The 16221-nt window shown below is 53.5% G+C and carries 14 protein-coding genes; 11 read left to right on the top strand and 3 right to left on the bottom strand.

Annotated elements, in window-relative coordinates; genetic code table 11:
• Positions 1–6: 6 nt before the first annotated feature.
• The 4 genes from VGP75_RS16810 to VGP75_RS16795 all read left to right on the top strand — a co-directional run bounded on the left by VGP75_RS16810 (position 7) and on the right by VGP75_RS16795 (position 5086).
• Positions 7–627, top strand: coding sequence for an isochorismatase family protein (locus tag VGP75_RS16810; protein WP_327544758.1), 621 nt, complete (start codon positions 7–9; stop codon positions 625–627).
• 118 nt (positions 628–745) lie between these two features.
• On the top strand, positions 746–1726 hold the full coding sequence (locus tag VGP75_RS16805) for an amidohydrolase family protein (RefSeq protein ID WP_327544757.1): 981 nt from the start codon (positions 746–748) through the stop codon (positions 1724–1726).
• 1 nt (position 1727) lies between these two features.
• On the top strand, positions 1728–4532 hold the full coding sequence (locus VGP75_RS16800) for an FAD-dependent oxidoreductase (protein ID WP_327544756.1): 2805 nt from the start codon (positions 1728–1730) through the stop codon (positions 4530–4532).
• Complete coding sequence (locus VGP75_RS16795; protein ID WP_327544755.1) at positions 4529–5086, top strand: aromatic-ring-hydroxylating dioxygenase subunit beta; 558 nt, start codon at positions 4529–4531, stop codon at positions 5084–5086. Before VGP75_RS16800 ends, VGP75_RS16795 begins: the two co-directional genes overlap by 4 nt.
• 98 nt (positions 5087–5184) lie before the next feature.
• On the opposite strand, the gene VGP75_RS16790 is transcribed toward VGP75_RS16795, so the two are convergent.
• The 3 genes from VGP75_RS16790 to VGP75_RS16780 are packed head-to-tail and all read right to left on the bottom strand — an operon-like array spanning position 5185 to position 9532.
• A complete protein-coding gene (locus VGP75_RS16790) occupies positions 5185–6360 on the bottom strand; it encodes a 2Fe-2S iron-sulfur cluster-binding protein (protein WP_327544754.1) in 1176 nt (391 codons plus the stop codon).
• A complete protein-coding gene (locus VGP75_RS16785; protein ID WP_327544753.1) occupies positions 6357–7181 on the bottom strand; it encodes an FAD binding domain-containing protein in 825 nt (274 codons plus the stop codon). Before VGP75_RS16785 ends, VGP75_RS16790 begins: the two co-directional genes overlap by 4 nt.
• The gene (locus VGP75_RS16780) at positions 7178–9532 is read right to left on the bottom strand and encodes a xanthine dehydrogenase family protein molybdopterin-binding subunit (protein WP_087210596.1); all 2355 of its coding nucleotides are present in this window, start codon (positions 9530–9532) and stop codon (positions 7178–7180) included. Before VGP75_RS16780 ends, VGP75_RS16785 begins: the two co-directional genes overlap by 4 nt.
• Before the next feature lie 125 nt (positions 9533–9657).
• On the opposite strand from VGP75_RS16780, the gene VGP75_RS16775 reads away from it, so the two are divergent.
• The 7 genes from VGP75_RS16775 to VGP75_RS16745 all read left to right on the top strand — a co-directional run bounded on the left by VGP75_RS16775 (position 9658) and on the right by VGP75_RS16745 (position 15834).
• Complete coding sequence (locus VGP75_RS16775) at positions 9658–10176, top strand: MarR family winged helix-turn-helix transcriptional regulator (protein WP_327544752.1); 519 nt, start codon at positions 9658–9660, stop codon at positions 10174–10176.
• Between the two features lie 305 nt (positions 10177–10481).
• Positions 10482–11345, top strand: a complete 864-nt coding sequence (locus VGP75_RS16770; RefSeq protein WP_327544751.1) for a branched-chain amino acid ABC transporter permease — start codon at positions 10482–10484, stop codon at positions 11343–11345.
• Positions 11342–12265, top strand: a complete 924-nt coding sequence (locus VGP75_RS16765; RefSeq protein WP_110280941.1) for a branched-chain amino acid ABC transporter permease — start codon at positions 11342–11344, stop codon at positions 12263–12265. The genes VGP75_RS16770 and VGP75_RS16765 overlap by 4 nt, the downstream gene beginning before the upstream one ends.
• Positions 12262–13035: an ABC transporter ATP-binding protein gene (locus tag VGP75_RS16760; protein ID WP_087213424.1), complete on the top strand. Its 774-nt coding sequence runs from the start codon at positions 12262–12264 to the stop codon at positions 13033–13035. Before VGP75_RS16765 ends, VGP75_RS16760 begins: the two co-directional genes overlap by 4 nt.
• A complete protein-coding gene (locus VGP75_RS16755; protein WP_327544750.1) occupies positions 13025–13729 on the top strand; it encodes an ABC transporter ATP-binding protein in 705 nt (234 codons plus the stop codon). The genes VGP75_RS16760 and VGP75_RS16755 overlap by 11 nt, the downstream gene beginning before the upstream one ends.
• A gap of 40 nt (positions 13730–13769) precedes the next feature.
• Positions 13770–14981: an ABC transporter substrate-binding protein gene (locus tag VGP75_RS16750; protein WP_327544749.1), complete on the top strand. Its 1212-nt coding sequence runs from the start codon at positions 13770–13772 to the stop codon at positions 14979–14981.
• A 253-nt stretch (positions 14982–15234) separates the two neighbouring features.
• Positions 15235–15834 carry a short chain dehydrogenase gene (locus tag VGP75_RS16745; RefSeq protein WP_087210573.1) on the top strand — a complete coding sequence of 200 codons (600 nt, stop codon included), beginning with the start codon at positions 15235–15237 and terminating at the stop codon, positions 15832–15834.
• Positions 15835–16221: the final 387 nt, after the last annotated feature.

The raw sequence follows: 16221 nt of genomic DNA, 5'->3' as shown, positions 1-16221 counted from the left end.
GGTAACATGAGCCAGAAAAAAGTTTATGAAGACGCAGGTTTCGGGGTGCGTGTTCCACGTGGTTCTAAGCCAGCGTTGGTCGTTATTGATTTCAGCTATGGTTTTACCGATCCGCGCTATCCCACGGCGTCTGATGCCGACGCGCAGATTGTCGTCACAAACAGCCTGATTGCGGTTGCGCGCGAAAAGTCGGTTCCGGTGATTTTCTCCGTTATTGCATTTAACACTGCCGAGGTGGATACCCTTGCTTGGCTTCGGAAAGCGCAGGGCATGAAAGCGCTGGTCGAAGGTAGCCACCTTGTCGAGATTGACGCGCGGTTACACCGGTTGCCTGATGATGCGGTGGTGGTCAAAAAAGGGGCTTCGGCGTTTTTTGGCACCAACCTAGCAGCGCATTTGGCGGGCGTCGGTATTGATACCACGATCCTAACAGGTGCGACGACTTCGGGATGTGTCCGGGCGTCGGCTGTGGATGCTGTTCAAAGCGGGTTCAATGTCCTTGTCGTGGCAGATGCTTGTGCAGACCGTGCCGCACCGCCACATGAAGCTGCATTGTATGACATCGATCAGAAATACGGAGACGTTATCCAATCAGCTGACGTGCTGTCCTATCTTAACGGGCTTTGATCCGTAGGGCGCCAGTATTTAGAAAATGACCGGTATGCGACCTTTGATTAGAACACGGTGCAGTTGCTTCGACTTATAAAGGAAGTATACTTCATATAGTCTTTAACAGGAGATTCCCATGACACCCAAGATAACGTTTGAAGAGCATTTTATGGCGCCGGGATTTGAGAAGCATTCAGAGGCTTTTCTGAAATTGATTCCGCAGGATCAGGCTGAAATCCTGATGCGCCGTCTTGGCGATTTTGATGGTGAACGTATCGAATTGATGGATCGCGGTGGAATTACTCGTTCGATTATGTCGCTGACGGGGCCCGGAACACAGGGTGAAGCCATAGAAAATGCAGTCAATGTGGCGATGGGTGCCAATGACTTTATTGCTGAAAAAATCTCAAAACGACCTGATCGTTTGGGTGGGCTTGCGACCTTGCCGATGCACGATCCCGAGGCTGCTGCAAAAGAACTTAACCGCGCTGTGAACGAACTTGGATTGCAAGGGTGCCTTGTTAATAGTCACACGCATGGCACCTATTACGAAGGGACAGACTACGACCCGTTTTGGGCCGAGGTTGAAAGACTTGGCGTGCCATTCTACCTCCACCCATCAAATGCTTACGTCACGCCGCATGTTCTTGGCGGTATGCCAGTGCTACAGGGCGCAACATGGGGGTGGGGCGTTGAGACAGGCTCGCACGCTTTACGTATACTCTTCGGAGGAGTTTTTGACCGCTTTCCGGACGTTAAACTTGTCCTTGGCCATATGGGTGAAGCGCTGCCGTTTTTGCGTTGGCGGTATGATAGCCGCTTTGGCGCCTATCCGATGGGTGTATCGCTTGACCGTGCGCCATCGGCATATTTCGGCTCCAATATATTGATCACCACATCGGGCGTTTGTTCACATCCGTCACTCCTCGGTGCGATTGGCGAAATGGGCGAGGATGCGGTCATGTTCTCTGTGGATTATCCATATGAGGACACCGGTCTTGCAGTGGATTTCATAGAAACCGCGCCGATCGAAGAGGCAACACGCAGAAAAATTTGCCATGATAATGCAGCACGCCTTTTTGGTATGCCGACTTTGGCCGAAATGAACGGGGTGTAATATGGACTGGTTCAAGACGCTTGAGACTAGGCAGGTTTTGGAGCAGGGCGCGATCGCCACAGAGGTTGACGGGCTACGAATCGCGTTATGGGCTGTTGACGGCGAAGTTTATGCAACAGGCAATATCTGTACGCATGCTTTTGCCTATCTAACAGATGGCCACGTTGAGGGTGGCTGCATCGAATGCCCCTTGCACCAAGGCCTGTTCGACATCCGGTCCGGCAAAGCACTTAGCGCGCCGGTTTCCAAGGACATCGCAACCTATGCAGTTAAACAAGAAGATGGATTTGTATGGGTGGATATCAACACGCCCGCGCAACAACTAGAGGAAGTGGTCACGACCGCGCATGTCATTGGATCGGATGATCGCACGCTTGTCGTGATCGGGGCCGGGCAGGCGGGTGCCGAGACGGTGATTGCGGTGCGTAAACACGGCTTTGGTGGTCGTATCGTTCTAATAGGGTCTGAGGCACATATGCCATATGAACGCCCGCCGCTGTCAAAGGAACTGCTGGCTGGTGTGACGACGATTGAAGATGCGTATGTCTTTCAGGCAGGTCAGGCCGCAGAGTTGCAGGTGAAAATGATGCTGGGTGTAAGTGTTTCCGCCATCTGTTCTAACGACAAAACGGTTCGTTTGTCGAATGGCGAAACTATTTCCTATGACATTCTGGTCCTTGCTACTGGTGCGCGCCCTCGTAAACTTGTCGTTAGCGGGTCTGATGACACGCGCATACATTATTTGCGCGATTTGCACGACGCCGAACATCTTGGCGCTGCGTTGAAAACTGCGCAAAGCGTTGCCGTCATCGGCGGCGGTTTCATCGGGCTCGAGCTGGCCTCTGCTGCGCGAAAGTTGGGCGCGAAAGCGACAGTGATTGAAGCACAATCACGCTTGATGACCCGTCTTTTGCCCGCGGCACCCGCCGATTATCTGGCCGGAATTGCCGAGCAGCACGGCGTTTCTATTGAACTGGGCGCGCGCATCACGAATGTCAGTGACAAGGGTGTGGGATTGGGCGACGGCCGTTTGATTGATGCGGATGTCATCATCGCCGGAATTGGGGCAATCCCCAACGACGATTTGGCGTCGGACGCTGACATCAAAACCCACGACAAAGGTGGGATACTAGTCGATGTGGCCAACCGTACAAACCTTGCGGGCGTTTACGCTGTGGGTGATGTTGCTGTCCGTCAGGAGCGCCCCGGCGGACCGTTCCAACGTATGGAAAGCTGGCAGAATGCGCGGTTAAGCGCAGAACGCGTTGCCCGGCATATCACCAGACACAGTCCCGTTGCCGAAGATGCGCCGTGGTTCTGGTCTGATCTGTTCGGTGCCACGATCCAGATTTACGGACAGACTGACCCCGACATGGCTGTTGTGCGCCGCGACGGTGACAAGGCGCCGGTCTTTTTGGGTCAGGACGCAATTGGCAGGGTCAAATGCGTCATAGATTTCGGTGATCCGTCTGCGTTGCGTGCAGCAAGGTCTTTGATGGCGAATGGACAGCCGCTTGCGACCGGTGGGTCCGAAGCGGGCGACAACGAGGAGGATGACATGAAGCAACAATCATTTGAGAGCCGGTTTGTCTGGCCAGCCGAAGGGCTGACCCGCGTGCCTGATTGGGTCTATACCAATCAGGATGTCTATGACCGTGAAGTCGAGCGTATTTTCCAGGGGCCAACTTGGAACTATGTGGCGCTCGAGTGTGAAGTGCCCAACACAGGTGATTTCGTGCGGTCATATGTCGGGCCGACCCCAGTTGTTGTGTCACGGGACGAAGATGGCGAAGTCCATGTTTTTGAAAACCGTTGTTCGCATCGTGCCGCTGAATTTTGCCGTGAGCTGCGTGGTAACAGTACCGAATTTGTCTGCCCTTACCACGAGTGGAGCTATGATCTGAAAGGCAATCTGGCGGGTGTTCCGTTCCGCCGTGGTGCCAACGGAGAGGGCGGAATGCCAGCCGATTTTAATGCGGCGGATCACGGGTTGCGTAAGTTGAATGTTACAAAACGCGGCGGTGTGATTTTTGCGTCTTTTGCCGACAACATGGAAAGTTTCGAGGATTACATGGGCGAGGCCATGCTGACAGACTTTGACGCCGTGTTTTCGGGTCGTAAGCTAAAGCTGTTCGGTCATTACCGTCATACTATTATGGGCAACTGGAAATTGTATCCGGAGAATCTGAAAGATCCGTATCACGCGACATTGCTGCATACGTTTCTGGTGACCTTTGGGCTTTTGGTGGCAGGTAACAAGTCTGCCATGATCTGCGACCCCAAAGGCCGCCATTCGACCATGGCGTCGGCCAAGAGCGACAAGAGCGTTTCGGACGAAAACAAGAAAGAGATGCGTGCGTATCGGGATGGTATGACGTTATCGGATCCGCGTTTGATGGATTATGTGCCAGAATTCGACAGCCCGTGGTCTGTCACCATGCAGGTTGTCTGGCCGAATCTAATTGTTCAACGCGAGATGAACACGCTTGGCGTGCGTCAGCTAGTACCCAACGGTCCAAACGAATTTACTATGATCTGGACCATGTTCGGGTACGAGGACGATGACGAAGAAATGATACGCCACCGATTGCGTCAGGGCAATTTGATGGGCCCTGCGGGTTTTCTTGGATTGGAAGACAACGAGGCGATAAAGTTTGTGCAGGACGGAATGCTGAATTCAGCCAAACCTGCAAATCACATGGTGCAGCTCGATCCCGACGTGCCCGCTGGCACATCTGAAACTCTGATATCAGAGGCTGCGATCCGCGCACTGTATCAGCACTGGCGCGAGGAGATGGGCGTATGAGCCGCGAAACAAAACCGTCACTTGATGTCGGACTGAAAGACGTGACAGGCGCGTTGCAGCGGGCCACGAGCCCCGCCGTGCGCGATGCCCTATACGCAGTCGAAGCGTTTAACGCGATCTATTGTGCCGTACTTGACGACGGTGATCTGGAAGACTGGCCAGAGTTTTTCACGGAAGACGGATTTTACAATATCGTCAGCCGTGAAAACTACGATCACGGGCTTCCTGTGGGGCTTGTCTACTGCGAAGGCAAGAACATGATGAAAGATCGTGCGATGGCGATCGCCAAGACCTCCATGTTCGGCCCGCGATATTTGCGCCACTTTATGACAAATACGCGTATCTTGAGCATAGACGACACTGGGACAATCAGGTCCGAAACCAATTTTATCCTGATCGAGGTGCTGGCTGAATTGCCTGAGGGGCGTCTGCATATGGCCGGACGGATGCAGGATGTTTTTGAGACACAGGGCAACGGTAGCCTTTTGTTGAAATCACGCATCGCGATTTATGATACGCTGCTTGTCCATAATGCGCTCGTCCTACCAGTCTGACATAACAGTCCGGTCTGACAAAAGACTGTTTTTTAAAAAAAGTGGGCGCGAACGTATTATCGTTCGCGCCCACTTTTTTGTTAGGGACCGTTGGGCAGTCAGCTTCGCTGAAACAAGGCCCGCAGTTTGCCAGCGATAACAACACGGATCATGGTAAACGCGCTGATGCCTTTGTTGTAGCGCAATTCGCCCCCCGATAAGACGGAGTCGCAGTTGGCGACAAACTCGCCCAGAATATAATCGACAAAACCGTTGACCAGTTCGGGCCGGTTAAACTGGCCAAGAATGCCTTGAATACGGAACCGGAACCCGACATCCACGACGGACGCATCCGGGTTGCCTTGCGCGCGCCGGACTGTATAGCTTAGTTCGCCTTCGACTGCGGATTGGCCGCCGCGATCCTTGCCGCGCCCCGATACGGTGCCGATGCGGGTACTATCGTCGGTTTTATAGGTGCCCTCGCCTTCGAATTTTGCAGCAATTGGGCCAAAGGCGACGCTGATATGACCTTCAAAAGTGCTGTCGTCATGTTGGGCGAGTTTCGCCCCAGGCAGACAGGCCGCGACCGCGTCCAGATCTGAAAAATGCGCCCAGACGGTATCCGATGAATGGTTGATCGCGACCTCGCGTTTGACGACAGACCATCCGTTTTCAACAGTCATCGTCCCGGATGACACGGCGGGGGCTGACGGTTGTTTGAAGATGTCAGCATCAAAGGGCGCGAATCCTGTCGGTGGGGCGCGGTCAAGGCGCGGCATACCGGTGGACGGAAGGCCGCATGCGCGCCTTTCTTCGATCACTTGCACGATGGAGTTTACAATCCCGACGTATCCGGTGCAACGGCACAAATTTCCTGACAATTCGTTGCGGATGCGCACTTCGTCGGCGGTATCGAGCCGTTCGACCAGATCGCGCGCAGTTGCGAGCATGCCGGGTGTGCAAAACCCGCATTGTAGCGCGTGATTGCGGTGAAACGCGGCCCGTAGTCGATCCATCAGATCGTCGCCTTTGAACCCTTCGACAGTTTCGACTGCGGCACCTTCGCAAGATACGGCAAAGGTCAGGCACGCGCGTTCCGGACGTCCGTCCACCATGACCGTGCAGGCGCCACAAACACCCTGTTCACAGCCCAGATGTGTTCCCGTCAGATCCAGATGGTCGCGCAGAATTTCCGCCAGTGTCGTGCGCGGAGTTACGTGAACAGTCTCGGGCATGTTGTTCACTATCAACGATACTGGCTGTTTGGCGACAGAAGGCGTAACGGTGGCATTCATGATGGTATAACCTTTGCAATGGCGCGCGACAGGGCGGTTTTCAACAGTTGTCTTTTCACGCGTGACGCGCCGGGCAGATATGTCGCGAGCGTGCTGTCGATGTCACCCAGTGAAGGAGCGGTTGCGGTGCGCGCAATTTCGCGGGCCATGTCCGGCAGCAGTAGCGGTGCATCTTCTGTCGCACCAACGACGACGCGGGCATATTTCAAATCTGGGTGTATCACGATCGCACCGATCGCATCTGCAAATTCTCCGACCTTGCGGCAGATTTTATCGTACCCCCATAAGGCCTGTCCCATGGCAACGGGCATTTCCACGGCGGTGATACATTCGTCCTGTTGCAATCCCGTCCGATAGGCACCGCGCATGAAACTGGCCATCGGTTCACGCCGCGATTTTCCGCGCGCGTCCCTGATCACGAGTTGCGCACCAAGTGCTGTCATTGTTGTGACCCAATCGGCCGCGGGATCCGCGTGGGCAAGTGACCCGCCCAATGTGCCTTTGTTCCGGACGGCGCGGTAGGCGATGCTGCGGGCCACATGGCGCATCATGGGCGGAAGATCGACACCATCGATGCCGTCTTCGATGCGTGCATGTGTGACGGCAGCACCGATGGACAGAGTGTCGCCTGTTATATGAATTTTTTGCAGCTCTTCCAGTCGGGTGACGCCAATCAGGGTTGTCGGGCGCACTAGGCGCAGGTTGAGCATAGGACCAATGGATTGACCGCCTGCAATAATCTTGCTGCCGTCAGTGTTGAGTGCCTTGCTGGCGAGCTGTAGTGTGTCAGCGATATTGTGTGAAAAAGGAACTGGTTTCATTCTGCCGCCTCCAACATTTCGCGGGCATCGCGGGCGTCGAATATCGCCTGAAGTATGCGGTGCGGCGTGGCTGGAATGCTGTTAATCTCGGCCCCAAACGGGGTGAGCGCATCGTTGATCGCGTTCACCAGTGCCCCGCTGGGAGCGATTGCGGCTCCTTCGCCGACGCCCTTGATCCCGTGACGCGAGTAGGGCGAAGGCGATTCAGAATGACCAAGGCGGAAACTGGGCAATTCCGCAGGGCCCGGAAGGATATAGTCCGCCAGTGTAGAGGTCAGCGGCTGGCCTGCGCTGTCATAAATCACCTCTTCAAAAAGTGCGGTACCGATCCCCTGCGCGGCACCCCCATAAGATTGACCATCAAGGATCAGCGGGTTCACCCGCGTTCCGCAATCTTCGAAAATCACATAATCGAGGATGTCGACCTTGCCGGTTTCGATGTCGACTTCGACAACGGCGGCATGGGTGGCATACGTAAAGACACCGGTATCAATGGTTGGCTTGTATCCTTCGGTGACTTCCATTCCGGTGGTTTCGATATTGTCGGGCAACAGATCTGGCCGCAAATACCAAGCCTGAGCGATCTGTTTCAGGCTGACCGACGCTGCGCCTCTGAAGACGGCGCCGTCTTTCAGTTCGGTTTCTTCCGCTTTGCATTGCAGGAGATGGGCACCCAGTACCCGAATACGGCGGGCCAGCTCTTCGGATGCTTTTGACACAGCACCACCTGCCATCACCATCCCGCGCGACGCATAAGCGCCCGTTGAATAGGGCGTCATGCCCGTATCGCCCATCGTTACCTTGATGCTGGAAATATCAAGTGACAGCCAGTCACTGGCCACTTGCGCGATTGTCGTCTCGAGGCCTTGCCCTGTCGTTTGGTTGCCTGACTTGACTTCGACCGATCCGGTCGGGGCCAGTTTCACCATCGCCTGTTCGTAGCCTGGCACGAGCGCAAGCCCCCAGGACGCGAATACCTTTGTGCCGTGTGCGGATTGTTCTGTGAACGACGAAAATCCGATCCCCAGATGCCGCCCCGTGCTGGCCGCTTCTGCTTTGCGTTTCGCAAAAGATTTTGCGTCGATCATTTCAGCAGCCTGACGCGCCGCTTCCGGATAATCACCGGTGTCATAGAATTTTCCGGTGATGTTCGTGTAAGGCATCTTGCTGCCGGGAACCAGATTCAGGCGGCGCACATCAAGCGGATCACGACCCACCGCGCGCGCAATGGCGTCAATCGTCAGCTCCATCGCGAAACAGACGCCAGGGCGCGCTACGCCGCGGTAGGGCGTGAATCCCGGCTTGTTTGTGGCGACCGAATAGGTCCGGCAAGCATAAGCGCCCAGATCATACGGTCCGGGCAGGTTGCCTCCTGCTTGTGCAGCCTCGAGGCAGGCGGTGAACGGCCATACGGAATAGGCGCCGACATCGACCCAGATATCGGCATCCACGCCGAGAAGGCGACCGGTATCATCAGCATAAGCCGTCATTTTGTATTTGTGTTCGCGCGTATTGGCACCGGCAGTCAGATGTTCGCGCCGGTCTTCGGTCCAGCGGATGGGCCGGCCAAGATGTTTGGCAGCCCACCCCACTGTCAGCTCTTCTGGCTGCAAGACGCATTTGTAACCAAAGCCTCCGCCGACATCGGGTGCAATGACTCGTACCTCGCCCTGATCAAGGCCCATACATTCAGCCAAGCCTGTGCGGATTAAATGAGGTACCTGTGTCGAGGTGTATATCACAAGCTGATCTGCTTTGCCGTCCCAATAGGCCAGCGCGCCTTTACCCTCCATTGGAGCCATGCATTGCCGTGCCGTTGAATACTCGCGCTCAACGACAACGGCGGCGGTTTTGCGGATTTCGGTAAGGTCGGTGTCGAACTGCGTTGTCAGAAACAGGTTGTTTTCCCATTCATCGTGGAGCTTTTCGGCGTTCGGGGCAAGGGCAGTATCGACCGTGACATGAACTGGCAGAGGCTCCAGATCCACAATGACGGCCTCCGCTAGATCCTCTGCCTCGGCGCGCGTGGGCGCCACGCACATGACAATACATTCGCCTACAAACCTGACCTTGTCTTTGGCCAATGGCCAGTGATTAGACTGATTGTATGTGGGGAGCGTTGATTGAGCCGCTATCGGCCCAAGCCCGACCATGTCGGCCATCGAAAACACCCGGTCCTCAAACCCTTCTGGTTTGGTGATTGATTTTATCTTTGCATGGGCAAGGGGGCTGCGGACATATGCGGCCTCCCACAGGTGCGACATCTTAATATCACCGACGAATTGGGCAGTCCCGTTCAGGTGGCGCGCGTCTTCTTTGCGGGGAACCTTTGCGCCAATACCTGTCTTCATGTCGCGACCTCCTCGTTGAAATTGAAGTTAAACCGTGATTATAAGGAGCATACTTCTCAATTAATTTGTTAGCAACTCGTAATTGGTTTAGTAACCTCCAAAAGCTGTACAGGAGGCAACTGTTAATGAATCAATACAAACCCAAGTATAGTCACGTTATGACATCAAGCGATCACATGCCTCAACTAGCTGGCCGTTATAAACAACTTTGGAGCAGGCCGGGTTATTTGATACGCCGGTTGCACCAGATTCATGTCGGTTTGTTTGCTGAGGCATGCGGAGCCGACGGTGTGACGGCTGTTCAATTTGCTATTTTGTCGGTCTTGCAGGAAAATGACGGCCTAGATCAACTAACTTTGTCCAAAGCTGTAGGCATCGACCGTACCAGTGGCGCAGATGTCATTAAAAGACTGGTGCGCAATGATCTGGTGACGCGAGAGCCGTCGAAAGACGACGCGCGCGCAAACGTTGTACGGATCACGCAGGCAGGGCGCATGCTTATTAAAAAAATGCAGCCCGCCATGGCGGCAGCGCAGGACAAACTGATGAGTCCGCTCAACGCTGAAGAGCAAGCAGTTTTCATCGATTTGCTGAGTCGCCTGATCGAGGCAAATAACGAATTCAGCCGCGCACCTATGGCTTGAATCACTCTGGGCAGTGCGCGACTGGCCAAGTTTTTCGGCTGTGGAGCGGTGATTTCCAGTGAAGCTAGCGTCGAAATCACTGCTTATAAGGTGTGTATTTTCTTATATTATAAAGCTTAAACAATAACTTAAACAAATTAATTAATCACATGAATAAATACTTTGCGGATTTCATTTAAGGGGGTATGCTTCTTAAAAAGCATGAGGGAAAACTGTGAGATGATTTATTTTCAAGCAACAGCAGATATGCTCTGCGGGCCGGATCTGGCGGTTGGCAAATCCGATCAGATCGAAGGGGCGGGGCGATGACAGTTTTCTTCCAGCTTGTGCTTACCGGTCTTGTTACGGGGTCTTTTCTTATTCTTGCAACGATCGGTTTTTCATTCACCCGCCGCGTTGAGGGATTTCTGAATATTGCGCACCCTGAATTGCTTGGCGTGTCGGCCTTTACCACATGGGGGCTAAACGTGATTTGGGGCTGGCACATCATTCCCTCGGCAATGGTTGGGATCGTTTTTACAGCTTTTGTCGGGTTGATTATTGGACGTGTTGTGTATGATCCAATCCGTGCGCTTGGTCCGGCAATCTTGCTCATTACGTCCGTCGGCGTGCACTATGTCCTTGGCGGGTCGGTTGATGCCATCGTCGGGACCGGAATTCGCAGCCTGGACATTCCGCTTGCTGAAAGTTACCGATTTTGGGGACTGCGGATCACGAATTACCAGATGATCGTCGTTGTTTTCGCGGCTTTGGCAACAGTCGGCCTCGCGTTGTTTCTTAACAAAACACCAATGGGCCTTGCGATCCGGGCCATGTCAGCCAACCCGGAGCTTGCAGCGTCTCGCGGCATTGATGTGAAATCGACCTCGCGCATTACGTGGCTTATTTCGTCGGGTCTCGCAGGTCTCGCAGGTGTCATGCTTGCTGTAATTGCGACACTGTCGACCGATATCGCATTTAACCAAATACTACAGATACTTGCTGTCGCAATCCTTGCGGGGCTCGGCTCACTTTATGCGGTCGTCGCAGCAGGGTTGATTATCGGCGTTGCTATGGATGTGTCGGTATTCTGGATACCCGCAGGCTATCGTCCACTTGTCGCCTTTAGCGTCGTCATTCTGGTGCTAATGTTCCGTCCAGAGGGTCTAGCAGGGAAGAAATCACGATGACTATTTACGCAATCATTATCGCGACACTCACCTTCGGGGCCATTTTCTCAGTGCTGACGTTGTCGCTAAATCTTCAATATGCCCGTGGTGGCATGATCAACTTCGGGACCGTAGCCTATTTTGCGGCAGGTGCATACGCCTACGCAATTTTCACACAAGAGCCTCCAAGCGGCCTTGACCAATACCGGTTTGGTTTCGACATGCCCTGGTACGTCGGCTTCCTTGCCGCTGGTGTTGCGTCGCTGCTTTTTGCGCTGGTCACCGGATGGCCGACACTCAGGTTGCGCGGCGAATACCTTGCGTTGACGACGTTTGCCTTTGCCGAAGTTTTCCATTCCCTCCTTCTTAATGAGCGCCGGATTGGTAACGGGAGTGTTGGGCTTGCCAATGTCGAACGTCCGGACCCGACAACGCTGGGTATGAGCGATACTGTCGGATACGCGCTTGCTGCCGTAGTGTTAATGTTGGTCACGGCTTTTGTGTTTAACCGTCTGTTGAAATCACCCTTCGGCCGGACAATTGACGCCGTACATGATGATGAAATCGCGGCGCAGGCCGTCGGCAAAGACGACGCCCGCATCCGGCTTCAGGTGTTCATTATCTCAGCAATTCCGATCGGGTTTGCCGGAGCTCTTTATGCGATGATTACCACCTTGGTCGCACCTGCAATGTTTACGGCAGAAGTTACATTTTTTGTTTGGATCGCCCTCGTGCTTGCTGGTGAAAAGACAATCGTTGGTGCGATTTTAGGAGCCATGGCTCTCGTATTGTTTCAGGAACTCGTCAAAGGGGTCCCGTTCGAGACTGTACGTGGTGCCCAGATTGCTGCTTCGGTCGAAGAAATAGTCACGGGAATCCTGTTCATACTCGTGTTGAGATTGCGGCCTTGGGAAAAATTGTCAAAAAGGAACGCGTCATGAGCGATATCATCCTTAGCGTCGAGAACGTCGCAATGGACTTTGATGGATTTCGGGCCGTTGGCGGTGAACACGGCCTCAGCTTTAATGTTAATCGTGGAGGTTTTCTCGGGTTGATTGGCCCCAACGGAGCTGGCAAATCCACAACGTTCAATCTGATTTCGGGTGTATTGAAGCCGACGCAAGGCCGTGTTGCCATGAATGGTGTGGAACTGTCTTCGCTCAAGGCTGCTGAAATCGCTGGTCACGGCCTTGGGCGGACGTTTCAGACGCCACGCGCTTTTCCGTCTTTGAGTGTGATTGACAATGTCATCGTCGGTTCAGAGCATTCCGAAGAAGGGCCCCTTGCTGCACTATTCGGACGATGGCGCCCTGCAGATGTGGAATTACATGAAAAGGCGGAACACGCGCTTGAACGTGTCGGGCTTGCGGACCGGTTGCATGACTCAGTTGCAAACCTGTCGGGTGGTGAACTTCGCATGCTCGAGGTTGCACGCCAACTGAACCGTGATCCCTCGATCCTTTTGTTAGACGAACCCACAGCAGGGGTCGATCCGAACTTGCAAGTGAAACTGTCGGAAATTCTGGTGCAGCTTCATGCGGACGGTACAACTTTGATCGTTGTGGAACACAATTTGGCCTTTCTGCTAAACATTGCGGATAGCGTCGTTGTTCTTCAGAACGGTGCGCTGCTTGCAGAGGGTGATCCGGATTCTATTCGTCACGACCCGGCGGTAATTTCAGCCTACCTTGGAGCAGACCATGAAACTTGAAGTCAAAGGGCTGCACAGCGGCTATGGGAAGGTCACGATTTTGCATGGGATGAATTTTGTCGCGGAGCCCGGCGAGATTACATGTATTTTGGGACCCAACGGTGCCGGCAAGAGCACATTGATGAAAACTATCGCTGGTCACTTACCTGTTGATCGTGGCGAGATCACGATTGACGGAAAATCTTTTACTAAATTGAGTGCTTTGGCAACAACACGATCTGGCGTCGGCTATGTTCCGCAAGAGAACAATACCTTTGCAGAGATGACGGTGCGCGACAACTTATTGGCTTCGGCGCTTAACTTTGCGGACACAGGTGCGCGTATCGACAATACCTATGAACGGTTCCCGATACTGAAAGAACGCTCGACACAGCTTGCTTCAACGTTGTCAGGGGGCGAACGGCAGACGCTTGCTGTTGCGAATGCGTTGATTGGTGCGCCGAAGGTCTTGATGCTTGATGAACCGACTGCGGGACTGGCGCCGATCTTTGTCGACCGGATCGTCGATTGGGTTTGTGAACTGGCCCAATCTGGCATGACCGTCATTTGGGTCGTCGAACAGAACCCAGAAAAAATCCTAAAAATATCGCGAACGACCTGGATGTTTGATGCTGGGCGCAATCGCGAAACCTTGCCAAGCGCGGACTTGCTGGAACCTGGCAGGCTGGAAGAAATGCTTTTACAGGCACACTAACCGGAAAACCGGATCATACGACCCAACAAGGAGAAAACAGATGAATACAATTTCAAGGAAGTTACGTAACATGACTGCCATTGCTGCAGTAGCGGCCATCGCGGCGCCGTCTTTTGCTGCCGCCGATGTGACCGTCGGCGTGCTGGTGCCGCTTACCGGCGAACTGGGCGAGTTCGGTGCTATTGTTGCAGGAGGTGTGGAAGTTGCTGTCAACGAAATCAACGCTGCCGGTGGTACCTCTTGCGGGATGTTGCGCACTGTTATTGCCGACACTGGGGGCAGCGCTGAAAAAGGCATCCGTGAAGCCACCAAGATGATCGAAACCGAAGGTGCTGTTGCAATTCTTGGGCCAACGTCCGGCGTTATGGTGGCGCTTGTTGATCTTGCCAAACGCAGACAGACGCCCATCATTTCACCCTATGCCGGTACAATCACTTTGGACGAGCTGGGTGGAGACTACGTTTATCGCACTGTTGGTTCGGATCTTGGTGACGGTGCCGCGGCGGGTCTCTGGCTGAACGAAAAGGGCTATAAATCTGTGGCCATGCTGGTTCAAAATGAAGAGTCTACAATCTCTCCTGCGCAGGTTGCTCGCGCGGCCCTTGAAGAGGCCAATGTCGAAATCACCGATTATGTGATCTACAACCCAGGCCAACCGTCTTATCAGGCTGAACTGGTCGCGGTCCTTGCGAACAATCCCGACGTTATCTATTTGGCTGGTGGTCAGGAATCAGGCGTAACCGTTATGAAAGAAGCCGCCGTTAGTGGGTTTGAAGGCGAGTGGTTGTTGACTGCAGATCTGGCCGTCCCGCAGATTTTTGAAGCCGTCGATCCGCGCATCTTGAACGGAAGGGCTTATGTTCAACTCGCAGAACCTGACAATTCATTGCCAGCCTACCAAACATTTGCCGCGAAAATGATGACGGAAACAGGTGCTGCACCTGGCCCGTTTGCAGCCAATTCCTATGATATGGCGATGTTGGTCGCCCTTGCTCTTGAGGGGTCGGAAGGCTGCAACGGCGAGTCAATCAATTCGGCAATTCGCGATGTTACTGTTGATGGGGAGATGGTATCCGATTTTGCAACGGCGCGTGATTTAATTGCTGCAGGCTCCAATATCGACTTTGAAGGTGCATCCGGCCCGTTGACGATGGATGAAAGCGGAACCCCGGCTGGTTCTTTCTTGATCATGCGTGCCGAAGATGGCGCGTGGGTGTCGGAAAAATTCTATCCGGCGACAGTATTCGAATAAAGCTAATATTTGAGGCCCGCTCGTTTTGGGTGGGCCTCAATCTCTCTGGCGTAGAATCCCAGAATTTCATATATCAGAACCTAACAAACCATGGTTTTTGGCGTAGGGATATCGGCAGGTTGGAGCCTTTCACGGAAGTATTTTCGAAAGCAGCTTAGACTACACCAACCTTTTAGTTGTTTGTCCAATGCTGACGATTTAGCTTTAACGCTAAGGCCATAATTTTACGGGAAGTACTCTGAGGAATATCGAAATGAAAGTTGTTATTGTTGGTGCAAACGGTGCAGTTGGAAACGCGGCAGTCGAGGCACTATCTGAAAGGCACCAGATAATCCGTGTCGGCAAAACAAGCGGTGATATCCAGGTTGACCTTGAAGATGTCGCCAGCATTAGAGCTATGTACGAAGCAATCGGCAAAATTGATGCAATGGTTTGCGCGGTCGGCCATGGGCATTTTGGACCCGTCGATGAGATGACAACTGACCAATTCATCGAAGGCATCAATGGCAAAGTGCTGCCGCAGATAAATTTGGTGCTTTCAGGGTTTGAGTATATGAACGATGGCGGCTCGTTCACTTTGACGAGTGGTGTCCTCAACCGTGATCCGATAAAAGGTGGATCTGGCGCAGCGGCTGCAAATGGAGCGATTGACGGGTTTGTCGGAGGCGCAGCAATTGAGATGCCAAGAGGCATCCGCATCAATGCAGTTAGCCCGGAAGTTCTTGAAGTGTCGCGCGCTAAATACGACGGCTTCTTCAGGGGCCACAATCATGTCTCGAACGAAGCAGTTGGGCGCGCATTCAGCAAAGCAGTTGAAGGGCTTGTAAACGGGCAAATACTCATCGTCGAGTAAGCGCGATTTGATCGCGCCCAAAAGCGGCTCGCAAATACTACCTGCGTAATTTGTTGATTGCTCTGAGTGGCAGGCCTAAAACCATCGCACACAAAGAACGCGTTTTCTGCTAACAATATCCGCTCAAAACCCAAACAGTTGGTGAATGTTTTTGCCTCCCCTGCTGTCGCTGTACCCTAATTAATCAGAATTGCATCTGAAATTTCCCAATAAAATCCATGGTGGTTTGCACCTGTCGCGTAGCCCTTAGAGCGGTTCCTGCTTATCTTGAATCGTTGTGGGATTGAACGAACCCGCTAACGCGGGATGGGCGCCGCTATTGGCAGGAATGGCCTCCTGATGAGAAGGTTTGGTTGCTGAGACCAATCTTTGAACAGGAGACCATCC

The sequence above is a fragment of the Yoonia sp. genome, from assembly GCF_036007805.1.
Classification (GTDB): Bacteria; Pseudomonadota; Alphaproteobacteria; order Rhodobacterales; family Rhodobacteraceae; genus Yoonia.
This window is presented reverse-complemented; position numbering and strand designations above follow the sequence as displayed.